The following is a 24,415-nucleotide window of genomic DNA, read 5'->3' on the forward strand; positions in this document are numbered from 1 at the left end:
TTCTAATGGAAGCTTACACTTCCGATTTGAATGTTCTCATTGCAGAGAACAATTCTCCATAGAAAGGAGGTGATCCAGCCGCACCTTCCGATACGGCTACCTTGTTACGACTTCACCCCAATCATCTACCCCACCTTCGGCGGCTGGCCCCCTTGCGGGTTACCCCACCGACTTCGGGTGTTGTAAACTCTCGTGGTGTGACGGGCGGTGTGTACAAGACCCGGGAACGTATTCACCGCGGCATGCTGATCCGCGATTACTAGCAATTCCGACTTCATGCAGGCGAGTTGCAGCCTGCAATCCGAACTGAGACCGGCTTTGCTGGGATTGGCTCCACCTCGCGGCTTCGCTTCCCGTTGTACCGGCCATTGTAGTACGTGTGTAGCCCAGGTCATAAGGGGCATGATGATTTGACGTCATCCCCACCTTCCTCCGGTTTGTCACCGGCAGTCACTCTAGAGTGCCCAGCCTTACCTGCTGGCAACTAAAGTCAAGGGTTGCGCTCGTTGCGGGACTTAACCCAACATCTCACGACACGAGCTGACGACAACCATGCACCACCTGTCTCAACTTTCCCCGAAGGGCACCTAATGCATCTCTGCTTCGTTAGTTGGATGTCAAGACCTGGTAAGGTTCTTCGCGTTGCTTCGAATTAAACCACATACTCCACTGCTTGTGCGGGTCCCCGTCAATTCCTTTGAGTTTCAGTCTTGCGACCGTACTCCCCAGGCGGAGTGCTTACTGTGTTAACTTCGGCACCAAGGGTATCGAAACCCCTAACACCTAGCACTCATCGTTTACGGCGTGGACTACCAGGGTATCTAATCCTGTTTGCTCCCCACGCTTTCGCGCCTCAGCGTCAGTTACAGCCCAGAAAGTCGCCTTCGCCACTGGTGTTCCTCCACATCTCTACGCATTTCACCGCTACACGTGGAATTCCACTTTCCTCTTCTGTACTCAAGCTGCCCAGTTTCCAGTGCGACCCCAGGTTGAGCCCAAGGTTTAAACACCAGACTTAAGCAGCCGCCTGCGCGCGCTTTACGCCCAATAATTCCGGACAACGCTTGCCCCCTACGTATTACCGCGGCTGCTGGCACGTAGTTAGCCGGGGCTTTCTTCTCAGGTACCGTCACTCCGGTAGCAGTTACTCTACCGGACGTTCTTCCCTGGCAACAGAGCTTTACGATCCGAAAACCTTCATCACTCACGCGGCGTTGCTCCGTCAGGCTTTCGCCCATTGCGGAAGATTCCCTACTGCTGCCTCCCGTAGGAGTCTGGGCCGTGTCTCAGTCCCAGTGTGGCCGTTCACCCTCTCAGGTCGGCTACGCATCGTCGCCTTGGTAGGCCGTTACCCCACCAACTAGCTAATGCGCCGCAGGCCCATCCTTTAGTAGCAGATTGCTCCGCCTTTCATCCCAAACCCAGGAGGGTCAAGGAATTATCCGGTATTAGCTACCGTTTCCGGTAGTTATCCCAGTCTAGAGGGTAGGTTGCCTACGTGTTACTCACCCGTCCGCCGCTAAGCTTACCCCGAAGGATAAACTCCGCTCGACTTGCATGTATTAGGCACGCCGCCAGCGTTCGTCCTGAGCCAGGATCAAACTCTCCAATTGGTATTGAAAAGAGCGATAGCTCATTTTGAAACATCTGACGAGAATTTGCATTCTCTGATGAAATTTCTAAAGCGTGAAACACGCTGTGAAACTCATCTGTTTTGGATTTCACTTGTGTGAAATCCCACTCACTCGTTGTTCAGTTTTCAAAGATCAATGTCTTTTTCTTTCATCGTCGCTTGTCAGCGGCGACCTTTATAATATATCACAGCGCCTATGCATTTGGCAAGCGTTTTTTTCGAAAAAAGTTTTTTTCATCTTTGCCTGCCATTTGCCGCTCTCCAAAACATTGAAAAGGAGCGCGAGATATAATGTATCACAGCGGCTCCCTTTTAGTCAACCTATTTAATTAAAATCAAAGGTTCTAATGTTTAGACTGGGAATAACGTCCTCCCCATGCATACTTGGACAGCTCCTTCTGCGGTGCAAACCGTGCATACATCCGAAATACAGTCTTATATCGATTGGCAATAGCATGCCTGATATTGTGGTCCAAGCGCTGATCACTTAAATCAAGGAGCATTTCATCAAGCTCTTTACGCAAAACATAGTCCAGCTCCTTGCATTCCTTCTCGTTGAACAACATTCCCAACATATGCTTGGCCTCCTTCATGAAATTAAGTCCAACAAAATCCGTAAGCGCCGTTGCTTGTGCAATTGAAGATAGTCCATTGGAGGGGAAGAGAGGGTTATATATCCACTTAAACTAGATTAACCGGAGCGTCGTGTCTGTAACCATAATTATAAAAAAATTCCTTATGGCTTTCTCCGAAAACCCCGCATGCGTTCCTCCCCGGCAAAACCCAAAATCGGATGCCTTTAATGTTATGCTCATTTCTGTGGAATTTTATGATAAAAGTGAAAATGTAATTGTGCTCTCAATGATGGCCGCTACGAATAACAGGATCACTATCCATATGGAGGCTCTTAAGGTTTGGCGCATAAAGGCCGGCCACGCCCCGCTTCTCTTTTCTCTTGCCGCAGCTGAACTGAATAGATCGGAGATTACATTCCAGCCAAACTGCAAACCAAAGGCACAGGCGATGATGATGGCCGGAATTTCAATAATCCCGTGGGGGAGCAGCCCTTTGACAATAAGGTCAAACAAATCCATGCCTTGCATGGCCGAGATATGAATCAGATAGCCGATTACGCCGCCATTAATCAATAAAAACAATGCAGGCAGGATACCAAAAATAGCACCCAGGAAGATTATGAGCACGCCTTTGATGCTGTTGTTCAGAAATATAAATTGAAAAAAGCTCCACTGCGGATGTGCGGATTCCTTGAGGCTGCCGCTGATTTTACTTAAACCCTCCAACTGGCCGGAAAGCAGCTTTTGCAGACTGCCGGTGCCAATCCAGCCTATAACTCCTCCCGCCACAAATAATAAAAGTGCGAACAATAAGGCCTTGCGGATGGTAGATAAATCTCTGGCGAAAGCGGGAAAAGATAGCATAATTACCTCCTGAAAGTATGTTGGACATATCTAAGGTCATAAGCGCCCTGTACGAGCATACATTTAGAACAAACAAGCATTTCGCATGGGAGAGGAGCGCTGACATTATGAATTCTTTTTATGTATTCAGCGGCAAAAAGATAAAACGGTTCATTTATATCTTTGCCGCTGCGCTTCTTGCTGCCGGTGTCGTCTATGTCGAGAGAGGGAATATTACCGTTTTTTCGGAAACGGCCCCTTCCGCCATTTACAGTGTGCCGACGGAAAAGAAGCTCATCGCCTTAACGTTTGACATCAGCTGGGGAGAGAAACGGCCCGGACCGATTCTGAAGGTGCTCGAAGATAAAAAGGTAGATAAAGCGACCTTCTTCCTCTCTTCCCCCTGGAGCAAGACGCATCAGGAAATCGTTACAAGCATTAAAGACGCAGGCTACGAAATCGGCAGCCACGGCCACAAGCATGTGAACTACAGTGCCTTAAGCAATGAAGAAATAAAAAACCAAATCACCACAGCCCATACTGTATTGACGGAGCTAACCGGGAAAGAGCCAAATTTGATCCGGATGCCGAATGGTGATTTTGACAAAAGAGTGCTTCAGGTGGCAACCGATCTGGGCTACAAGGTCATTCAGTGGGATACTGACTCGCTGGATTGGAAAAACATCGGCGTGGACAATATCGTGAGACGAGTGACCAGCAAGGCGCATCCCGGTGATATTGTGCTTTTGCATGCCAGTGATTCCTGCAAGCAGACCCATGAGGCCCTTCCTCAGATTATCGATAATCTGCGCAGCCAAGGTTATGAATTTGTCACTGTCTCCGAACTAATCAGCCAGGGCAGTGCTGAAGGTAAAGAAGTCCGGGATTCCGCCATGTTAAATGATGGTTTGGAGGATGCCGCCGGGATGTAGAAATCAAGGTGGTATCGCAGTGCTCCTGGTGCAGATGCGGGCCAACAGTTATTAATGTCTTGGAGAGATGAGCTGCGAAATATCGGGTGTGGGGGTATCCAGTTTCGGGTAGCTCAGATCCAAGCCCTCCAGGGTTTTGACAACAATGGCTAAAGCCAGGTAATTGCGGTACCACCGGTGATTGGCCGGAATCCAGTACCAGGGTGCGGTATCTGTACTGGTTTCCTTGAAGACATCATCATAGGCTGCCTGATAATCATCCCAATACTGCCGCTCCTGCAGATCACTGGCATCAAATTTCCAATGTTTGGCCGGGTCCTGCAGCCGTTCCTGGATCTTTTCAAGCTGCTTATCTTTGGAAATATGCAAAAAGAGCTTGATGATGGTTGTGCCTTCTTCAGCCAGCATAGCTTCAAACTCGCGAATGTAGCGGAAGCGGCGCTTCCTTTCTTCTTTTTTCAAAGTTCCATGCACGCGCGGCACCAGAACATCCTCATAATGCGACCGGTTGAACGCGGCGATGTATCCCTTGGGCGGCGTCTTCATATGCACTCTCCATAGAAAGTCATGCGCCTCTTCCTCCAGAGAAGGTTTCTTAAAGCTGGTGACCATGAACCCCTGAGGATTAATGCCGGAGAAAATGTGCTTGACCGTGCCATCCTTTCCGCTGGAGTCCATTCCTTGAAGAATGACCAGCAGGGAATGCTTTTTCTGGGCAAAAAGGATATCCTGGAGTTCGGCTAGACGCTCTTTGAGCTTTGCCGTTTTGGCTTCCGCCTCTTCCTTGGATTTAAAGTCCCCGCTCTCGTCGGGGTCGAGTTTTTTCAGGACAGATTCATTTGTGTCTTTTATCATATAGCGCTTGATGTTCATATATTCCCTCCTAGTCGTCTCAACCGTTTTTTAGTTATGTAACTGTTCTTAAAGATTAACCTGATGCTTCCGATTTTAATCGGATTAAGTTCGGACACCAACGCCGTCCTGCTTATATTTTCAACAAAACCCCGACTTCTCATGACTGAGGACCGGGGTTTATGGGCTGCAGCTTATGCGGATATCGGCTTCAGGATACGGTGCAGCATCAGAATTTGGAATGCATTGCAGGCAACCAGCGGAATCACAATAAATACAGTAGCACTGTCCACCCCAATCTGAAGTACGCCAATGATCTCAACGATGGTGATGGCTGTCATAAAGAAAAATGTCGGAATCCAGGCTGTGAGGTTCGTGCTCCGCACTTTGAAATAAGCAACAATAAGGGCAGTAAGCAGAATGCCGATGCCTAAAATCCAATCGGAAGAAACATCCCGTCCGCTCCCTACAAAGGTACGCAGAAAAATCAGCTCAAGCAGTGCAAGTACCGCCAAAACTACCTGAACGTATTGCCAAACCCTCCGCGGGAACACCCCGATTCCCATGTAGTTCAGAATCAGATACGCAAAAAACCCCAGTTGGGCGTAAACGCTCACAAGCATACCGTAGCCAAGGAGAATCAAAGGGTAGATCAAAGTATCGGCTGTGCTTTTAAAATGAATGGTGCCGTTTACGGTCTGCAGTGCCAATCCGGCAATGACTGCCCCTCCAGCCCCGATCAGGAGCGTCGTCCAGAATAAAAAAAACCATTTCTTTATATTCAGCCTGTTCACCTCCCACATGTCAGATTTATTTTACCAAGCTTACCGACAAAAAACCATTGCCAGGCAACATAAAAGCTTGTCTCTGCGGCATACTACATGCAGGAATCCTATAAAGGAGGGCAGCGCCAATGAAGTGGAGGACTTTGTGGACTGGAAGCTTGGTGCTTAGCATGGTTATGGCCTTAACGGCATGTGGAAGCGAACAGAGCGGTTCCTCTTCCGGACAAGTCAGTTACAAGGAAATGAAGACCATGGTTGTAGATATATTGAAAAGCGAAGAGGGAAAAAAAGCCGTCGAGGAAGCGATGTCCACTCCAAGCTCCGGCACCGAAGGAACCAGCACCAGCGGATTAAGCATGAAAATGATGCCGCTGCAAACCACTGAACAAATCCGGGTCGCGGTAAAGGACACCATTACAGCACCGGAGTACCAGAAGGAAATTGAAAAAATCATGACCGATCCGAAGTTCGCAGGTGACTTTGCCAAAGCGGTCAACTCACAAAGCAAGGAGCTTCACCTTCAGCTAATCAAAGATCCAACATACCAAAAGTCAGTCGCCGAAATCATGAAATCACCTGAAATGATGAAGATGTTCCTTGATCTTACCAAAACCTCCGATTACCGCAAGCAATCCATGACCATCATGCAGGAAGCCATGCAAAATCCATTGTTCCGCATGGAGGTGCTCGATCTTCTAAAGACGGTGGTGCAGGACGAGCTGCAGCCTAAGGTAGAAAAAGGCGGGGAAGGTAAAGAAGGACAGGGAAAGGGGCAGGGGCAGGGCGGAAAAAGTAAACAAGGCGGCGATGATTCAGGCTCCTAAGACAAAAGAGGCCCTCCCGGTAAAGGGAACGGCCTCTTTTGGTTTACTGCTCATTGTTGGCGATCAGCTTGTCAGCAATTTCAGCGAACAGCTGCGCCGTTGCGGTCTCCGCCTTATATACAGACGGTGAGAAGTCCGGTTCTGAAATGTGATTATCCGGTGCACCCAGAGGTATTTGGGCCAGCAGCTCCGTATGCAGGGTTTCCGCAAGTCTTGCTCCGCCTCCCCGGCCGAAGATATAATCCTTCTTTCCGCAGGACGAACATTCGTAATAAGCCATATTCTCAATGACTCCAAGGATCTCATGATCGGTCTGCAGAGCCATTGAACCCGCTCGGGCCGCTACAAAGGCTGCTGTCGCATGAGGGGTGGTAACGATGATCTCCTTACTGTGCGGAAGCATCTGATGGACATCCAGTGCCACATCGCCTGTACCTGGCGGCAGATCGAGGAGCATATAGTCAAGCTCGCCCCAGCCGACATCGCTGAAGAACTGGCGGAGCATTTTGCCAAGCATTGGCCCTCTCCAGATCACGGGGCTATTCTCGCGGATAAAAAAGCCCATAGACATAACTTTTACTCCGAAACGTTCTACAGGAATAATCGTTCCTTCTTCCACGATCGGTCCTTCTTCAATTCCCATCATATCCGGAATGCTAAAGCCGTAGATATCCGCATCAATCAGTCCGACTTTTTTGCCTTTCCGGGCCAGTGCGACCGCCAGATTAACGGTTACAGTAGACTTGCCTACTCCGCCTTTGCCGCTGGCAATCGCGATGAAGTTCACTCCTGAATCCTTATTGATCAGCTCGTGCCCCTCAAGGCCCGCTGCGTGGCCTTTTAGCGCCCCGCCCTGTTCCGGCTCCGGCTTGTCCTCCGTGCTCTCTCCGCGAAGGATAGAGCGCTCATAATCGGTTGCATCACGCAGCCGGATATGAATATTGCCCGCGCCTCCTTCTGTCAGCAGATCACGAACCTTCTGCTCGAGCTCCATACGGCTTTTCTCATCGGTATCCAGACATACGAGCGATAGGGAGATCCGGTCTTCTTTGACCATGATATCGCGAATCAGCTGCAATTCAATAAGGCTTTTTCCGGATTCCGGGTCAGTAAGCGGCTGCAATAGTTCCTGAATTTGTTCCCTGGTCAGCATGGAAAGCACCTCAATTTTCTCTCCGGACGGGTAAGGCTCCGGTATTTTGGATCTATTATAACATTACCCTTCCGCAAAACGTAGTAACGGCTAAGGCTGTTCCGAGGCGTACCGCAAAATCCCGCGGTAGATGCTGGTGGCCACCTTCCGCTGGTAGACATCGTCTCCAAGCAGCGCCGACTCCTGTGGATGGGACAGGAAGCCAACCTCCACAAGCACAGCAGGCATTTTCAAAGCTTTCAGCAAATATACAGTATTTACAGTCTTGGCTATCCGGTCGGTATTCTCAAGTGTTGCTTTCAGCTCAGCCTGCACAAAACCCGCTAAAGCTTTGTTGCCTGTGTGATTCGGGTAATAGAAGGTCTGGGCACCGCTCCAGCGTCCTGAAGGCACACTGTTCATATGCACACTTACAAACAAATCTGCCCTCTTCTCTTCAATGCTTCTTACCCGTTGCTTCAGGTCTTCTGTTTTCCGTTTGGCGTACCCCTTCGTATCCTGCCGGGCCAGGTCGTAATCCCCTTCACGGGTCATAACCACTATCGCTCCCGCCTGCTGCAGGTAATCCCGCAAATATAGAGAAACCGAAAGGTTGATATCCTTCTCAATCAGGCCCTCCCGGCTGACCGCTCCCCCATCAGGGCCTCCATGCCCGGCATCAATGGCAATGACTTTGCCCGACAGCGGCAGACTCCAGTAATTCAGTGTTTTGGCGGTTGGCATATCATAGGCAATAATACCGATCATCACCGCCAGCAGGACAGCACCAAGCATGCCTTTTTTAATGCTGCTCCACGAGATCCAGACCGAGACTTTCCCCTGCTTTCGGCCAGACATAACAAAGACCCCCTCGTCCCGATAGATTCTACTCATCTATATGGGACAAGAGGGCCAAATAGTACTGGCTATTTAGGATTGGGCGGTGACTTCCACAGACATTCCCTCGATGAGAATCTCTGCTACTTCAGGACGCGTAAACTCCGGAGGCGGACACTTGCCTTCCCGCAGAAGTCCCCGGACCTTGGTGCCTGAAAGCGTCAAATGCTGATCCCCCGGATGCGGACAGGTTTTGCTGGAAGCCATGTTTCCGCATTTTACACAGAAGAAGCTGTGTTCAAAAAATAGAGGAGTGATTCCCAGCTCTTCCGCCGTGAAATTCGAGAAAATCTCTTGAGCTTCGTAGGTGCCATAGTAGTCACCCACCCCCGCATGATCGCGGCCGACAATAAAATGGGTGCAGCCGTAATTTTTACGCACCATCGCATGAAAGATCGCTTCCCGCGGTCCGGCATAGCGCATGGCAGCGGGGAACACGCCTAGAAAGGTGCGGTCCTTTGGATAATAGTTCTCCAGCAAAGCAAGATAGCTCTTCATGCGCACATTCGCCGGCACATCGTCAGACTTGGTCTCCCCCACCAAAGGATTAAGGAATAACGCATCCACAACCTCCATAGCACATTTCTGAATGTACTCATGAGCGCGGTGCACCGGATTGCGGGTCTGAAAGCCTACAACGGTTCTCCAGCCTTTGTCAGCAAAGATTTGCCGTGTCTGTGCGGGATCGAAGTAAAACTCTTTGAACTTCTCAGGCGCAGGACGGTTCAGAACGGTAATAGGCCCTCCAACATAGGTTGACGCTCTAGCCAGTAATTTGCTCACACCAGGATGCGCAGGGTCCGTCGTTTTGAACACATTCTGCGCCTCAAACTGCTGATCCGCCTCATAAATACTCTCAATATCGAGCAGTCCATAAATAACCCCGTCTTCCTCACCGATCAGCGACACTCTTTCGCCCACGGCAAGCCCGGAAGCCGCTTCATCCTCGACAGACAACGTAACCGGGATGCTCCATACCGTGCCGTCAGCGAGACGCATGCTTTTGACAACGGAGTGGTAGTCTTCTTCATTCAGAAAGCCCGTAAGCGGCGAAAATGCACCGACCCCGATCAAATCCAAATCCGATAAAGTCCAGGTATTCACAGGTATTGATTTGTAACCTGAAGCCTGCTGAAGCAGTTCTTCTCTGTGTGCGCCTTCAGCTACACGTCTAATCAGTGTTCCTCCATGAGGAAGTATCGAAGTCATTTATGCGCTCTCTCCTTCTGTGCAATTCAAATTCTGTTCTTATTTATGCAGTCCGCATTCTGTTTTATCTGAACCTGACCATCTGCCCGCACGCGGATCTTCACCCGGCATAACCGCCCGTGTACATTGTTCGCACCCAATACTCGGGAAATTGCGATCATGCAGCGGGTTATAAACGACATCGTTCTCACGGATATAACTCCAGACATCCTCGGAAGTCCAGTTGGCAATCGGATTAAACTTAACAAGACCGAACTTATTGTCGTATTCGACTTTTTTGGCATTGGCCCGGGTGGGTGCCTGGTCACGGCGGATTCCTGTAATCCAGGCATCATACTGCGACAAAATCCGGGTAAGCGGCTCTACCTTGCGGATTGCACAGCATTGATTGGGGTCGGTGCTCCACAGCGCCTCGCCATATTGAACGGCTTGCTCTGCCGGCGTAATCTGCGGCGATACACGGACAAATTCCATACCGTATTTATCGGCCATTATATCTCTGGTCTCATACGTTTCTTTAAAATGAAAATCCGTATCCAGATAAAAAACATCTGTGGACGGACTGACCTTCTGAAGCATGTCTACCAGCACTACATCTTCGGCACCGAAGCTGCAGGCAAAGGTTATATTAGGAAAAGTCTCTACAGCCCAGCGGATGATTTCCTCCGGTGTTGCATGTTCCAATTCTTCGGCTTTGACTCTGATTAAATCTTCTTTCTCCAATAAGTTCATTATTATATTCCCCCATCCTGGTATTCCGCATAACAAACAAATCCGCTAATTCCAACTAATCTTATATGGAATAGTATAAGACATTCAGGGCTGAAGTCAATAGTTTTATCCATTTTGGGTGAAAGTTGTGTACAGAGTTTGAGCGCTACTGCTTCCAGGTGTTTCTGAACAAAAAAGTACCCCGCCGGCAATCCGGCAGGGCCAATGTAGACATGAATGATTATGATACATACTAACTCGGGATATCTGTAGTATAAGGGAGAAATGTTTTTGGAGTATTTTGGGGAATGGGTGGTTTCTTAAAAATCCCTCCACCCGCATAGCGGGTGGTTTTTTGTTTGCACGCTTCGCGTACTCAACTCGCTGAGGCCCTCATAAAAACGCCTATACGGCGGTTGCTTTTGTAATCTCTTTAGCTTGTTTATCTGTGATCTTTTTGGTGGTTACAAATACCTGCAGTTGCTCCCCTGTATACAACCCCGCGTCAAAGTAACGCTTAACCAATGCGTACCAGTTCATTTACAGCACACCTCCTTCCACGAGACTCAGGAGTAAAGCAGCCTGATCCTTCTCCACTTGATTTTGCCTTGTTTGTGTCTGCACAAGCTCCAGTAATAAAGTTGCGTTTTCCGCCTCTAAACGAGCCATTCTTTCAGCGTCAGTCTCTGGTAACTCCGGTACTGGTTGTGCTTGTAATTCCTCCCATGCCCTTTGTAACTCTTCGGTTGTAGGTTTCGGGGTATCCGTCTCCCACACTCCGATGTATGGTCCTTTTCCGTCACTGTCATCCCATATTTGAAAGTCTTTTTTAGGCTCTAAATCTGGATACAGGTACACCATCGCGTCAAACATATTCATGATAATTGCCCTCCTTTAGTCCGCTAGTTTCGTAATGTGCAAGTATCCGGCATCTGTACTTGAACCCCACAAATTCGTTCCGCCGAAAACTTCGACTCTAATGTCCAATGCCCAACCAGCAGTCAACCATATCATAGCTGTGCCATTTAATGACAGCGTGTTACCATTGCCTGCAAGTGTCGCAAGGCTCTTATGGAACGCATTATTAACAAAAATCTTTAAATTAGCACTTGCATTTGTATTTATTAAGCCTTTTACAAAAGAGGAAACGAAATACCAACCATTTGTCTGCGCGGTGTATGTCCCGTTTGAAAATTCCCCCCTGGCATCCCCTTCTTTTGTCGAAAAAAGCAACTTCGTCATGACGTTTGAAGCGATAGGAGTATCAGCCGACAAACGCGCGGATACTAGCGGTTTATAACGATATGCATTCCAAAAATGGGGCAGCGACACCATTCCATCAGAAGTGGTTTTGAAATACGCGTCCCCATTCAATTGGAAAGGAAGCTGACCATTCGAATAAAAATCAAGTCGTCCATCGGTAACCCAATTGATCCCGGTATCGCTGTCGCCAATAGGTAACGTAAGTGAACTAGATGCACCGTATGCGGTATTTTGGGCAACCCATAATTGTGTGTTGGTAACGATGCGTCCGCCTTGAAGTGATAGAGTACCGTTCCCCGTTCCGTTTCCACCATCTGCTATGATTCTTGCGTCGAAGTCACCGGCACCTGAAGTATGAAAGTCAATGTATGACACGCCCCCTGAGCCTCTGTTTGCTCCAAGCTCTAAGAAAATGGAGTTACTTCCATCTGCTAGAAGAAAGTCGCCGGAATGGTGCCCGTCCAGCAAGTCAGCATCTAACTTGCTGCCTGCACCATCTACAGTCAATAGCTTGGCAAGTACATCACTAGCTGTATAGGAACTAAGCGGAAGTGGGACAAACCCCAAAGACGCGCCCATAACAGGATTTTTGTGGACACCTACACCTACACCGCCCAAAACAACTACAGGCAGCGCAATCTGAACGACATCGCCAGCGGTGGCGTGTATATAAGGCGCACCATTACTGTAACCGCTGCCTGCGCCAATTACATTTTCGATGTGCATCCATCCATCGGCGCTAGTTAGCTGTACAGGCGCGGACTGGATCACTCCGTTCTTCCGAAGCCTGAAGTCCTTATCTATTACTACACGTGTCCCCGTTTTTAATCTAATCCAAAAAGATACCGTGAAACGACTAGCGACTCCACCCGCAGGCATGCTACTACAAGCGGTCATCAAATAGGCTGTAGGAACGGTTGCATTAGGACCATATGTTCCAGGCCCCATTGTGTATGAGGCGATATGATACTCTGGGCCATATCGAGTACTTCCACCAATCGCGGTCACTAGACTGGCTACATCGCTGTTTAGTGAACCTGCTGCACCACCGTAGGTTGAGTTGTCATATATAAATTTCCCGCCATCCGCTACAGACGTTCCGTTCCATGATGAGAAAAAGGTGCTATTCGCAAAAGCGTCGGAACATTTGTAGTCCTTTGGGTCATTTTCAGGGCCTACGAATCGTCCGGAATCTCCTAACATGTTTATGACTCCACCGTAGGTCAGTGTATCGGCTAGGGTTGATTTTAATGCATACTGCGTGTGCGGGTCTCCTGTGGAGTTATGCGTATCTGCGTGCCAATACTCACTCCAGGCGCTCCAGGCAGCATTGTTTATCTTGCTTCTTCTGAACTCTCGTGTCGTCCCAGCGCTTGAACTTGCCACCCGGGCAACTTGAAATATCCAATTTGACCCGTTATAGGTGCCGCCATCACTCACAGTAACATCCAAAGTGCCCCACAGACCAGCGACAGGTGAGTTAGCGACGGAATCTGAGTAAATATATTTTCCATGTACAAGCGCTGCACCAGCGTTTAGGTCAGCAGATATCGTACCTGCTGCTTTGCGCTCAAGTTCACTTACTTTGAATCCACCATGAAGCTCTGTGTTTAGCCCTGGAACCATTGTGTTAGATGCGACTACAAACGGGGCTGACCCACTGGGTGCACTTGATACGAATTGTACGCCAGTTAGGTTTCCACTTCCATTTCTCACAGCTACCGTATTGGCAATTGCGGAGAATGATATACCATACCCGCCAACATACTCAGCATTTAAGTTAGGGACTAATGCGGTGGTAGATGGTCCACTGGAGTCGATGACTTCCGCCCAATTTCCCCACACATCGTTAGGATAGTAAGCCATCCTGCACTTTACAGGAGCTTTGACATTATACGGATAAAAGTATTGAATTGCGGACACTCCGCTATCGTATCCCCTAATGGTATGAATTGTGCCATAGGTGCTCGGCCATCCATTACCACTTGCATTTAGGGCAAAGAATATACTCGAACCCACCGGATATGTTGACGGTAGAGCGGCGGCTGTTTTGTAATCATTCGGGTACGTCGCTGGGTGCAGATGATCTTCTCGCGCATACTTTTTCGATGTGCCGACTAGCCCAGAATTGTTGAAGTCACGCCCCGGCGCAGCGGTTCCGGCCTGATTCAGCACAAATTCTGCTGTAGCTAATTGTTTAGTGCTTGTATCAGCCGCAGGTGTTGGGCCTGTCGGTGTCCCAGTCAGAGTAGGAGAGTCTAAAGGCGCCTTGGCGTTCCATGTGGTTCGTTCTGCTGCCGTAATGTGCCGGATGGAATCATCCGCGTGGACCTTGGCAGCCTCCAGCGTTGTGGCTGGTGCTGTCCGCCAGGAGGATTTACCTGTAATGGATTTGATCATATTTGCCAGCAAGCCCAGCAGAGTAGTCGGCGTACCAGTGTCTCCAGTTGGGGCTGCGGCGTCTGATATGGTCCGATTACCAATTATCGTATCTGTAGCCGCACCATCCATAAGCTGACCGGCTCCCACTGCCTTATCCCCAATCTTTGCTTGCGTGACTACCTTCGCTCCTAGCTGCGCCGTACCCACCGATGAGTCAGCTAATCCTGAAGCTGTTATCTTTGGTCCATCCCCAGCTACTCCAGTATGTTTATGACCAGTCGATACATTAAACTTTGCCGTGACCTCGGACTCCCGAGCGAAAACAAGCGAATCATCAAGAGTTGCTGTAATATTCGATGCTGTTCCCACAACAACAATACAGTCAAACACCTTTTCAATAATGTCCGTTCCACCGCCGGGGGCGATATAATCCGCCGTTACCCCTGCATTAGCATAAGCATATAGAATTTCCCCAGCGTCCGGATCCTGCGCGAAAACCCCAACCTCCCGGAAATAAAATCCGGTTGTGATATCGGCATTTGAAAGAGAGGCACCTATTACCGCTTTATTCGGTGGTTGCGTCTGAAGACGGGTGATAGATAGGCTCTTTTTTTGTGATATCAGAGCATTCATCGCGGGGATGGACTGCCCGCTCAGTACCCCATCTCCGATGGCTATGCGAGTATATTTGAGCTGCGCCCCCGCCTGCGCCTTGCCTTGTAGCACGAGGCCTTTATTTGTTAATGTCATGCCGCCAAATACTGCCACATGTACCCCTCCTTAAATCGTAATCGTTTCTCCAAAATGCAAAAAACCGCCGAAGTATAACGGCAGCTCTTCTGCTTGTGATATTGTGACGCTATCCAGGACGGCGGACAGTCGTTTGACTGCATCCACCGCCGAGACAAACTCCTGCGCCCGGATGGTGGTTACATCGGCGTTGTTGGTCACAACCCGGAAATGATACGGGTCGCCACCGTACTGCCACCACTCCTCCACCGCGCCCTCACCAAAAAGTATTGCAATCAGATCCTCGACTGCTCCCGCCGTACCTTTATGCCGATGGAATGCAATCGCATTTTTGATCAGTAACCGCTTTTGATCCAATGGTAAATCCGGATCATAATAAGGTGGGTTGTATTGCCATGCCAGTTCATCCGTTTCCGCATCTGTCCACTCCGCTGACCGTCCGAAGATATCCAGGGCTGCAATCATGTTGGTTATCCCCTGCAACTGTGTATCCAGTGCGATCGCTGCAGCAGCCATAGCAGAATCATTGCGAATGGATGGCGGCATCAGATCAAGCAGGCTTACTGTCTGTATATTAATCATCAACCAACCCTCCAAAGGTGATTGTCGTAGTGCCTGTCTGGGCAACCTGGGTTGCGGTCAAGATCGTATATACCGGCGCTGTTGGCACTACCCGTTGCGCTCCGGCAGCCATGATGCGGCTGATCAGCTCCGATGGATTAACATGCCGCCCAAGCTTGACCTTTTGCCACCGTTGATATGCAGTGACTGCCGCAGAAATCTTCTCTTGGATGCTTGAAACCTCCGAAGCCCGACTGCGGCTGATGTAATAAGTCACAATCGTGTTATAGCTTACCGGTTGCGGCGCACTCACTGTAACCAAATCTGTTAATGGCCGGATGCCCCTATCTTCCAATGTCTCGGAAATGGAATCCAACACATCCTGACTAGGTACCTCACCATCTGCAAGTAAAGGAACGACGGTTACGCGTCCTTCTGCTGGTGAGTAAGCATGTACATCTATGATTGCGGACGAAGCTGACTTTGCCCAAAACTCATATGCTCCCTGTGGGCCAGCTGTTGAATAAGATTCAGGCGCATTTCGAATACGTTCTTTAAAAGCTTCATCCGTTTCTGCAGCCGCTCCACCGGAACTAATCGTCAGATTGCTCACAGACTGGACAAAAGGAAGCGGATCCATTAGAACATTAATCTGTCCAGGCAAAAATCCATTCCCTATAGCTCCTGGATCGGAGCATACTGCTGTTGCTATACCGGCCGTCTCACCCGCTGGGATCTCTACATACTCAGTAGTTGAAAAAAATATCGAACCGTTACCACCTTGCGCTCCAACACGTGTTCCTGTAGGGATTGAGGTAGCCGAGGCCAGCGGAATGGATAAAACGAACTGTAGTGTGACAATTGCCGCTGATGCATTCAGCCGCTCCGAACCCTGAAAAGCCCCCATGTGATCAAGGACAGCTCCAGAAGCGTAGCGCAGCAAATTCCCTTTAGCCGTCTGGTTGATAAGCACCTTCTGCTGGACAATGATCGCTGCAAGAGAAGACAAAAAAAGCCGCACCGGATCGGCGGGCTGCAATGAGCGTCCAGCAAGGCCTTCATATACAGTGATCACATCTTGCTGGATGGCAGCGGCGTCCTCTTCAGAAAAGAGGATATCCGGTAGTTCAGCATATTCCAATTACTATTCCTCCTCTACCAGTGTATATTTCACCACAACTGCCAGGCAGCCGTTCAGAGAATCTTTTATATCATCCTTAAAAGAAATCTCTGATACCGAGGCGCGTGGCTCTTGTTCTGTAATAGCAGTGATAACCTCTGCGATCAAGCGTGATTCGGCGATGGATGCCGGCTCATCAATAATAGTGTAGTCCAAGCCAATTCCCCGGGCCAATGGTGCGCACCCCCGTGGAGTAGTGAGAATAGTTCGAATATTCTGAGAAACTTCTTCTTCCACCGTTTCCGGTGTGAAATTGATATGTGTAGGCTGCGTCATATCCACGGTATATATCATTTTACATACTCCTCAAGTGAAATCGTGACCTGTGCGTCCAAAACATTACCAATGCTGTCCAAGGTATTCCAATCCTGAGACAAACCAGTAATGACCCAAAGCCCTACGCCCACATATTTGCGCCCGATGATCAAGGGCAGAGCTTTACCGGCACGGTCCAATTCCGTGAGCTTATCGAGCTCCTTGCGGGGATTAAGACCGAGGGCAGCGGAAAAACGGACTGAGAACGAGACCGAATCCGATCCAGGACCAATGAATTCCTTTTTGGGCTTCTTTCCAATAATGTCATGCTGTGCCCACCGGCTAGAACTGCTGCGCTTAAACTCATCAATGGTTCGAATCGCTCCTTCCGCGACAACAAAAATGACAGGCCCCAGGCTGCCGATCTTGTTCATCCTATAGTCAATATTATTATCCGGCTTGCTTTGGAGATGGTTTAGCTGATCCACACCCTCCATTATCATGCCAATCATGTTCATCCTCTTACACCCCGCCCTTCGTGTTGAATACGTCGGCCGATACTATGCCTGTTACAGTCAAATCACCTTCGATCTTCATCCCGCCGGTCCCTTTGATATTCAGTCTTTTCGCCGTCCGGTCATAATAGACATAGCTGCCGTCTTCAAACCACACCCCGCGCTGATCTTTTGTACCGGAAGGCGGGTCATCTTCTGCAAAATAAGTCCCCAGACAAAATCCGGCCGAACGCCCGTTATCCAAAAAAACACACAGTACTCTCTCGCCAGGCAGCGGGATGGCATTGCCACGCCCCCAACCGCCCGGCGTAATGACCGGCAGCTCTCCTGAAACCATATCGTCACGATCTGCAAAAGTAACCCTGACACTTCCCGCCACCGCATCTGATGTTGATACCCGTCCAATTAGGATCATCTTACCACCCCAATACTTTGCGAATTTCCAAATTAGTTGTATAACCACTACTTCCAATTGAGTGCTTTGCGGATTCAATAATATATTTCCCATCAAACCGCTGCCATCCCTTGATATTGATAGTTAGTCCTGTGACCATCCGAATATCTCCCATCAGAGAAAGGGTCCCTTTCCCCCCTTCTTTATTTCGCTCCCGCAGCCTTTTACGGGCTAATCGCAATGCATCAGCCTTAGTATCAACTTGCTCGTTGATCTTAAGTACAGGTCCATTCTTTGGTGCACCGTTAGGTGTGTAAGTTGCTTTGAGAGGTTCTTTGCTCGTAGGAGGAGTATAGGTAACCGTACATGCCCGGAAAGCTGCATATGCAGTGTTCAACGCAAAGCTATAACCCGTAACATTATCATCTCCCCGTACAATCGTTGTAATTGCTTCTTTTTGTTCATACACCATTTCATCAAAGAGAATCAGACTTCCTCCAGATACTTTGATTGCTATGCCTTCTTGAGTAGCTGTGTTCAACAAAAAGGCCAAATCCGACATTTCCGACTGCTCCAGACGTTCATAAGAAGGATTGTCCTGAGCCTCATATATTAATTTCAGGTTAGCACGCTTAGCAACTTGAGCGGCTACCGTTTTTAAATTGGTTTTTTCCCAACTGCGTGAACTGCGCTGCATCCGAATTTCTGAACTGATAGGAAGTGAGACCGCCTTAATGGATATAGTGTCAGGGGGACCATTAAAATCAATACTGTCTATCTCAAATGTTCCAAGTGGCAACTTTTTGTTTTCTCCTGGCTTATCCCAATTGATGGTTCGAATTGAAGCATTAATCTGATCACCTTCAACCGGTACCCAAGGGCCTTGCCAATTTCGTTCCCTATCCTCAAGCGAAACAGTAAGATCATCTAGAGAGCCGGATACAGCATCATTATATTGAAAGTCGGTCAGAGACTTTGCGATGTCCATCGTGATGTCCTTTCCGTTATACTTAAGCTCCAGCACCGCCCTGCGTGCGTCTTGCATCCATTCCAACTTACTCTCACTCCCTTCGCCAAGGAGGCAATGAGTTGGTTAATTCAGAAGGTAAATTTGGCACTTTAAGAACGATATTTCCAGAAAAAATACTGACGTCAGCTTGTGTAGGGTTAGCATTTAAGAGCAATGTCATGAATTGAACATCTCCATATAACTTGAACGCGATTCCGTCCCAAGTATCACCTTGCACGGTTCTATAGATCATTGGAAGCTCACCCGCCTTTGTTGTTGGACCATGGCTTTGAAGCGGCGTTCAAAGCTATCCTCCGTCTGCTTCAAGGCCTCACGCAATTGTTCGACCATAGATTTATCACCGCCCTGCAGTGATACATTCGGTGCCCAGGTTACATGAATATCCCCTTTACCGCTGAACCCGTCACCGTAGCCCATCAAATCATTCGCCTTTTCTAATAGAGAGCGTGATCGCTGTTTACCATTCAAAGGAATGGCAATTTCGGGACCCGCTTCGCCAAATATAGATGGGACGTTAGCAATTCCTCCTTCAGCATACCCCTCAAAATCCGGATCATGCAGTGCCCAATAAATTGCCTTCTGACCGGCTTTAGTTTGCGAATCGGGTTTGCCTTTGGTTTTAATCATCGCTTGGACATCGTTCCACTCATCATCCGAAAGCCTGAAATTCGGAATCTGCCCAGTCTGCTCCCATATGAGCTGCAAATTCACTTTCTTTTCAGCAGGTAGTTTATCCACCTCCGCATTAAGATTAACCATGTAACTCATAGCTTGATTAAATTGCTTTTGCTGGGCAGCGGACATATCCTTGTATTTCTTGGCTTGTTGCTCCAGAGTGCCTCCCAGGTCAAGCTCGATCATTCGTTTTTGTAGATCGTAATAGGAGGAAAAGCTATTTTCAGCCTCGGTCATCTCACTTTGGGTTTTCTTAATCTTGGTATAATACTTATCAAATGAACCTTGTATTTTTTCGTAGTCTTGTCTAACTGTTGCAACAGCAATACCAGCATATCCACCATAATCTGTACCTTGAGCCTTATTGAGATTCTGCAGCACCTCATCTACTTGTTGCTGCTTCTGCTCATCATTTCCCTGACCGCCCATAATCTCATCCAGTTGATTCATGTATAAATGATAGTCACGAAATGATACTTTAGACTTCTCATAATCAGAATTTTGTGTGCTGAGGTTTTTGGTCAATTCTGAATACCGGCTTTCCAAATCAGGCAATTTCGCTTGTGCTGAAAGTGCGTCATGTTCCATCTCGCGACGGCTCATTTGCTCATGGGCTTTTTTAATATCCCCGACTAACCCCAACTGCTCGCGGAATTTACTATTCTTAGAGCCTTCTGCAGACAAAATATCCGGATTCATTTCGATAAGCTCTTGTTCTACAAGCTGTTGTTTCCTTCTAGCCTCAGCCAATTCGTCCGCAGGAGTTTTGGCATTTTTAATTTTTTGGGTCAGACGGTCATATTCCGTAATGAGATTCTGAGTCCGTTTGCTTGCATGGTCGATTTCTGCATAATTAGAGTAAGCTTTGTCCAATACGTCCCCCATATTCAAAAGCTCACGCCGTGCATCTTCCTGGTGCTTCTTATAAGCAATAACTCCGGCAGTGAGTAAGCCTACACCTGCTACGGCGATACCAACTGGATTCGTGAGCAACCCCAGCGCACTGGCGATTCCTCCGGCTGCTCCACTAGCCCCTCTGGCCGCAGTAACGATTTTAGAAAATTCTTGGACAATCTTCACTGTTTTTGTAGCCAGCACCGCAGCAGGAACTGTAAGACCGATTACCATCAGCGACTCCTTATTGTTGGAAACCCAACTGGTCAATCCCTGAAGTGCAGGCATTAAGCTTTCCGTTAAGGGAATTACAAGGTTTGCCTGCAGTTCCCGTCCCATTGCAGCAAACTGCTCCGAAAGAGTACTATCTTTTATCTCAGCTGCTTCTTCCAGGGTTTGCCTGGTCATATCAAACTCATTTCGGGTTTGACCAAGCGCCAATACTGCCTTGTTGCCCATGTCTTCGAACTGAGATCCGAACAAGGAACCGGCAAGCTTCGCCTGATGAATCGGCTCCTTGATCCCCTTTAATTTAAGAATAACCTGCTCCATCGCTTCCTTGCCGGTCATAGATCCGTCTGCCAATCCTTTAAAGATTGTATCACCGGTGCCCAGCGTCTTTTGCAATTGAAGCATAGCCTTGTTTGCGGAATCCCCGCCCGACTTAAGATCTCCAACAAGTGCAGCTGCGCTTGCCTTCCCTGCAACTTTTACAAGTTGAGCGAATTCTTTCGATTTCGTTCCACCACTAACAAGTGCTGCGCTGAATTTTTTCAGTTGCTCAGGTGCAAACAGCTCATAAATTGCAGCCTTTGTGGAATCCGAGCCGTTTTTAATTGTTGTTCCGAATACTTTCACAGTATCGGCAACACCATCAAGCGAGCTCGCTCCATTCTCCATGCCTGCACTCAATAATTCGAACATCTCGTCGGCAGAATACCCCATTTTCTTGAAATCAACACTGTATTTCTCTATTGCATTCAAGAGGCCGCCGGATGTGTTCAGCCCCTTTTGAGCGCCTTGGGCCATAAGATTATACGCTTGTTCAGAGGAGATACCGAATTTTTGCATCATTGAATCAACTGCTTGCAGAGAGCCAGTTATGTCCTCTTTAAAGACATCACGATACGTCATGGCTGTCTGTGTTGTCTTCTCCAATTCATCCCCTGTTTGCTGCAAAACTTGCTTCACAGCTCCTACGGCGTTACCAATATCCTCAAAGTTTTTACCGTAATTCTGACTGTACAGGTTATTGGAGATTTCCTTCATTTCTTTCATTTCCTTCGAGGACATTCCGGTTTCAGCCTGTAGCTGCGCCATCGCCTCGGAAGATTCATTCACAGCAGTCCATACCGCCTTCAGCGGTTCCACTGCTTTATTAAGCATTGAGAAATCAATTTCTTTTACTGCATTTTTAAGTTTGTCGCCGAATCCTTCGACATTTCCACCTGCATCCGCGATGCTGTCATCTGCCTGTTCAACCTCTCTTCGAAGCGTATCAAAATAACCGCGCCTGACCATCTCCTGCAGCGCCTGATCTAAACCTTGAACCTGGTGTTCGGCCTCCTCGACCGACTGACGAAAAGCAGGAGTCACGAGCGCATTCAAACGGAAAACAATCTCATAAATGCTGCTGCTCAAGCTGCTTGTCCCTGCCATAGGTCACCTCCTTCCTTTAATCCGGGTCACCCTCTCGACCCAATCCCCCAGTTCCTCAAGAGGCAAGGCAAGGAAATAAGGAATAGGGGTATGGGTGAGCATGGCTAAGGAGACAGCGATGTCTTTGATCCCATCGCCGTCCCCGCAGCCTACAGCAGCAAAAAACTTTGCGCCCGCAAGGTCAGTTTTGTAAAGTCCTTGGCTGAAAGTGCTCTTATCAATCCAACATGAACGCCTGCAGCCTTTGCTACAATATAAGCCTGATAGGCTTTATTGGTTTCCTTGATTAGTTCCCCGCTTGATTGCCGGGCTGCTTCAGCTTGATACTGCCTGTCACAGACAAGGATGTCCTCGCCAGTCAGTTTATCGAAATCAATATTCAGGCTCTCAATAGTATTGCCTTCAAATGTAACCGGTCGGGCAAAAGTATATAGTTCCGCCACAACCTCCCCTATACTGCTCTCTGTTTCCATTGCTCATCTCTCCTTATAGGCCCAGATTGGCCTTGGTGGTAGCAAGATAGTCTACATCATTTACTTTATGAATATAGTTGTATTTATCGATTTCCAGCACTTCAATGCCATCCAACGACACTTTCAAATAATTCACTGAAAAGTTATTGGTGGTATCCATCACTGCGGCGGTATCGAGGTTTCCGAGCGTTAAGCCAAGTGGTCTTGCACGGACCGTAACCTTGAACGGTACCTCACGGTATTCACTCGTTGCCGTGTCAAATGTCTGAATCGAAGCCCGAAGGTCCAGCGTATGAACCTTTGGTGCTAAGAGCGCAGCTGCCGCCTTTTCAATCGTACGCCACTTAAGCGCCAAACTCATCGCTCCCGTATGGCCTGGGGAAGGGGCGGCCATTTCACCCGCGATTCCTCCCCCTTTAACTGTGTCCACCAGGTAAGTAATTTCCGGCAATGTGGCAGTTGCCGTACCCAAGTAATCTGTAGCGTTCAAGTACACCGAATAATCAATAACTCTTTCTGATCTTTTAGTCATATTTCTCCTCCTTTTACGCTACCAGCGCAGCTAAGTATGTTGTGTCGTATTCAAGCAGGAATGAAATCTCTTGTGCCGGTCCAGGCGGTGTGATGTGTAAATGGAATGTAATCTTGCCGGCCATCAATTCCGTTACCGGATTTTCAGACTCATTAAAATCTACCCGTGCTCCCAACAGCGCACCGGATGCAACCAGGCCATTAAGCCAAATATTTACCGAATCCGTAACCGCTGCAATAAGTCGCTTATTCATTGGATCATCAACCTTTTGCATATAGGTCATAATCAGACTATTCCCGATCCAGTTAAACATGCGGCGAACCGGAATGAAGCTGTCTTTGGGGTCCGTTACCCCCGGATAAGCCCCTGTGTTGTTCCCCCAAGACTTCCAGCCGCTCGTTCCAAGATTAACTGCTGTTACAATCCCTGAACTGTTAAGGAAGCTTGCCTGGTCAATCCCTAAAAACAGACTTGTCCCGTCGGAAAGAGTGGTACCATCTGCTTGCAAAGTTTTGTTAGATGGCGATACAAAAGGAACTCCACCGTTATTGGCATCGGTTGCGGCGATAAGTCCTGCGAGTTGCGTAGAGAAATGGTATTGCTTATCCCCCAAGGTCAGCATAGGGTAAGCTGCAATCTGGAGAGGACTGGTATAGCTGTTATCCGACTTCCATGAGCCAGCCGCCGTATAAAGCTGAGCAGGATCAATATCTGTCAAAGCCATTGCCTTGAAGTTGCCATTGATATTTCCCGCTTTTGCCTTCATAACCGCAGCGATTGCAGGTAAATGCGACCACCCCGGAGCCAACAGTATATCAGGAAGAACGCCAAAACGAGGGTAGGCTTGATTTACTAGTTCAAAACCGGTATATTCACCGGACTGCGTCACGCCTCCAATTACATCATCAGCCTCCACTGCATCCGGATCCAGTTTGTTATAACCAATGGACAACTGGCTCACATTTGCCGCTATAGCACCAGTTGACTTCGTTGTTATAATGACATGCCCATTATCATCAAAAGCAGCAGTATAATCGGTGCCTGGCACATAAGCCGATGCTCCGTCTGAAGATTTGACAAGGAGCGTTGACAGCAGAACCCCCTCTGCCTGCAGGATAGCCACTCGGTTACTGACAGCAACCACAGCAGGTGTGACTGTCGTCTTATGTGTAGCGGGGTCAAGCACATTCACCAGTATCAATGGAGCTTTTTCATACAAGGCAAAATGAGAGTAAATTAATTCGCTCAGCGTATAATGTGACCAGTCATCACTATACCCTAGTGCAGCCACCGCTTCCGCGTAAGTATATGCGAGTACTGGAGTGTTCACTGGCACGGCCGCAGTAGCCAAATTAACGGGGGATGTCCCTACTGCAAAAGGAATACCACTTGTTGCCTTTGTCGGTGCCAGAACCGATGTGGATTGTTCAATAATAGTTACACCATGTTTAGAAGCCAT

24 protein-coding genes and 1 rRNA gene are annotated in these 24,415 nt (G+C 48.5%); 2 read left to right on the forward strand and 23 right to left on the reverse strand.

Annotated features, from left to right (window positions below):
• Positions 1 to 62: 62 nt before the first annotated feature.
• The 3 genes from PRIO_RS29900 to PRIO_RS29910 form a co-directional block, all read right to left on the reverse strand.
• Positions 63 to 1,613: ribosomal RNA gene (locus PRIO_RS29900) — 16S ribosomal RNA — on the reverse strand.
• A gap of 364 nt (positions 1,614 to 1,977) precedes the next feature.
• Positions 1,978 to 2,208 carry a hypothetical protein gene (locus PRIO_RS29905; RefSeq protein ID WP_020427019.1) on the reverse strand — a complete coding sequence of 77 codons (231 nt, stop codon included), beginning with the start codon at positions 2,206 to 2,208 and terminating at the stop codon, positions 1,978 to 1,980.
• 252 nt (positions 2,209 to 2,460) lie between these two features.
• Positions 2,461 to 3,072 (reverse strand): stage II sporulation protein M, encoded by a 612-nt coding sequence (locus PRIO_RS29910; protein ID WP_020427020.1) that lies wholly within the window; start codon positions 3,070 to 3,072, stop codon positions 2,461 to 2,463.
• 107 nt (positions 3,073 to 3,179) lie between these two features.
• Between PRIO_RS29910 and pdaB the strand changes: the two genes are divergently transcribed.
• Positions 3,180 to 3,983: a polysaccharide deacetylase family sporulation protein PdaB gene (gene pdaB, locus PRIO_RS29915; protein WP_039832611.1), complete on the forward strand. Its 804-nt coding sequence runs from the start codon at positions 3,180 to 3,182 to the stop codon at positions 3,981 to 3,983.
• A 51-nt stretch (positions 3,984 to 4,034) separates the two neighbouring features.
• Here the strand turns inward: pdaB and PRIO_RS29920 are convergent, their stop codons facing one another.
• Together PRIO_RS29920 and PRIO_RS29925 are read right to left on the reverse strand one after the other, a co-directional pair.
• The gene (locus PRIO_RS29920) at positions 4,035 to 4,856 is read right to left on the reverse strand and encodes a PPK2 family polyphosphate kinase (RefSeq protein ID WP_020427023.1); all 822 of its coding nucleotides are present in this window, start codon (positions 4,854 to 4,856) and stop codon (positions 4,035 to 4,037) included.
• A 173-nt stretch (positions 4,857 to 5,029) separates the two neighbouring features.
• On the reverse strand, positions 5,030 to 5,620 hold the full coding sequence (locus PRIO_RS29925; protein WP_039786559.1) for a KinB-signaling pathway activation protein: 591 nt from the start codon (positions 5,618 to 5,620) through the stop codon (positions 5,030 to 5,032).
• Between the two features lie 128 nt (positions 5,621 to 5,748).
• On the opposite strand from PRIO_RS29925, the gene gerD reads away from it, so the two are divergent.
• Positions 5,749 to 6,444, forward strand: a complete 696-nt coding sequence (gene gerD, locus PRIO_RS29930) for a spore germination lipoprotein GerD (protein WP_020427025.1) — start codon at positions 5,749 to 5,751, stop codon at positions 6,442 to 6,444.
• A 43-nt stretch (positions 6,445 to 6,487) separates the two neighbouring features.
• On the opposite strand, the gene PRIO_RS29935 is transcribed toward gerD, so the two are convergent.
• The 18 genes from PRIO_RS29935 to PRIO_RS30010 form a co-directional block, all read right to left on the reverse strand.
• Positions 6,488 to 7,597: an Mrp/NBP35 family ATP-binding protein gene (locus PRIO_RS29935; RefSeq protein ID WP_020427026.1), complete on the reverse strand. Its 1,110-nt coding sequence runs from the start codon at positions 7,595 to 7,597 to the stop codon at positions 6,488 to 6,490.
• Positions 7,598 to 7,687: 90 nt separating this feature from the next.
• Complete coding sequence (gene cwlD, locus PRIO_RS29940; RefSeq protein ID WP_020427027.1) at positions 7,688 to 8,434, reverse strand: N-acetylmuramoyl-L-alanine amidase CwlD; 747 nt, start codon at positions 8,432 to 8,434, stop codon at positions 7,688 to 7,690.
• A gap of 72 nt (positions 8,435 to 8,506) precedes the next feature.
• Entirely contained in the window at positions 8,507 to 9,682 is a 1,176-nt protein-coding gene (gene sat, locus PRIO_RS29945) for a sulfate adenylyltransferase (RefSeq protein ID WP_020427028.1), read from the reverse strand.
• Positions 9,683 to 9,721: 39 nt separating this feature from the next.
• Positions 9,722 to 10,414, reverse strand: coding sequence for a phosphoadenylyl-sulfate reductase (locus PRIO_RS29950; protein ID WP_020427029.1), 693 nt, complete (start codon positions 10,412 to 10,414; stop codon positions 9,722 to 9,724).
• A gap of 384 nt (positions 10,415 to 10,798) precedes the next feature.
• Positions 10,799 to 10,933 carry an XkdX family protein gene (locus tag PRIO_RS35205; protein ID WP_020427030.1) on the reverse strand — a complete coding sequence of 45 codons (135 nt, stop codon included), beginning with the start codon at positions 10,931 to 10,933 and terminating at the stop codon, positions 10,799 to 10,801.
• On the reverse strand, positions 10,934 to 11,272 hold the full coding sequence (locus PRIO_RS29955) for an XkdW family protein (protein WP_020427031.1): 339 nt from the start codon (positions 11,270 to 11,272) through the stop codon (positions 10,934 to 10,936).
• A 15-nt stretch (positions 11,273 to 11,287) separates the two neighbouring features.
• A complete protein-coding gene (locus PRIO_RS36480; protein WP_052741534.1) occupies positions 11,288 to 14,806 on the reverse strand; it encodes a phage tail-collar fiber domain-containing protein in 3,519 nt (1,172 codons plus the stop codon).
• Positions 14,807 to 14,818: 12 nt separating this feature from the next.
• Positions 14,819 to 15,370 carry a phage tail protein I gene (locus tag PRIO_RS29965; protein WP_020427033.1) on the reverse strand — a complete coding sequence of 184 codons (552 nt, stop codon included), beginning with the start codon at positions 15,368 to 15,370 and terminating at the stop codon, positions 14,819 to 14,821.
• On the reverse strand, positions 15,363 to 16,490 hold the full coding sequence (locus PRIO_RS29970) for a baseplate assembly protein (RefSeq protein ID WP_020427034.1): 1,128 nt from the start codon (positions 16,488 to 16,490) through the stop codon (positions 15,363 to 15,365). The genes PRIO_RS29965 and PRIO_RS29970 overlap by 8 nt, the downstream gene beginning before the upstream one ends.
• Positions 16,491 to 16,493: 3 nt before the next feature.
• A complete protein-coding gene (locus PRIO_RS29975; RefSeq protein WP_020427035.1) occupies positions 16,494 to 16,823 on the reverse strand; it encodes a GPW/gp25 family protein in 330 nt (109 codons plus the stop codon).
• Positions 16,820 to 17,218 (reverse strand): phage tail protein, encoded by a 399-nt coding sequence (locus PRIO_RS29980; RefSeq protein ID WP_039786568.1) that lies wholly within the window; start codon positions 17,216 to 17,218, stop codon positions 16,820 to 16,822. Before PRIO_RS29980 ends, PRIO_RS29975 begins: the two co-directional genes overlap by 4 nt.
• An 88-nt stretch (positions 17,219 to 17,306) precedes the next feature.
• Positions 17,307 to 17,714, reverse strand: coding sequence for a phage baseplate assembly protein V (locus PRIO_RS29985; RefSeq protein ID WP_020427037.1), 408 nt, complete (start codon positions 17,712 to 17,714; stop codon positions 17,307 to 17,309).
• A gap of 1 nt (position 17,715) precedes the next feature.
• A complete protein-coding gene (locus tag PRIO_RS29990; RefSeq protein ID WP_039786570.1) occupies positions 17,716 to 18,738 on the reverse strand; it encodes a phage late control D family protein in 1,023 nt (340 codons plus the stop codon).
• Between the two features lie 16 nt (positions 18,739 to 18,754).
• Positions 18,755 to 18,955 carry a tail protein X gene (locus PRIO_RS35210; protein WP_081487119.1) on the reverse strand — a complete coding sequence of 67 codons (201 nt, stop codon included), beginning with the start codon at positions 18,953 to 18,955 and terminating at the stop codon, positions 18,755 to 18,757.
• Complete coding sequence (locus PRIO_RS29995; protein WP_020427039.1) at positions 18,952 to 21,951, reverse strand: phage tail tape measure protein; 3,000 nt, start codon at positions 21,949 to 21,951, stop codon at positions 18,952 to 18,954. The genes PRIO_RS35210 and PRIO_RS29995 overlap by 4 nt, the downstream gene beginning before the upstream one ends.
• 149 nt (positions 21,952 to 22,100) lie before the next feature.
• Positions 22,101 to 22,424, reverse strand: coding sequence for a phage tail assembly protein (locus PRIO_RS30000; protein WP_020427040.1), 324 nt, complete (start codon positions 22,422 to 22,424; stop codon positions 22,101 to 22,103).
• A gap of 13 nt (positions 22,425 to 22,437) precedes the next feature.
• Positions 22,438 to 22,956, reverse strand: coding sequence for a phage major tail tube protein (locus tag PRIO_RS30005; protein ID WP_020427041.1), 519 nt, complete (start codon positions 22,954 to 22,956; stop codon positions 22,438 to 22,440).
• A gap of 13 nt (positions 22,957 to 22,969) precedes the next feature.
• Positions 22,970 to 24,415, reverse strand: a complete 1,446-nt coding sequence (locus tag PRIO_RS30010) for a phage tail sheath family protein (protein WP_020427042.1) — start codon at positions 24,413 to 24,415, stop codon at positions 22,970 to 22,972.

The sequence above is a fragment of the Paenibacillus riograndensis SBR5 genome (genome assembly GCF_000981585.1).
Lineage (GTDB): Bacteria > Bacillota > Bacilli > Paenibacillales > Paenibacillaceae > Paenibacillus_AQ > Paenibacillus_AQ riograndensis.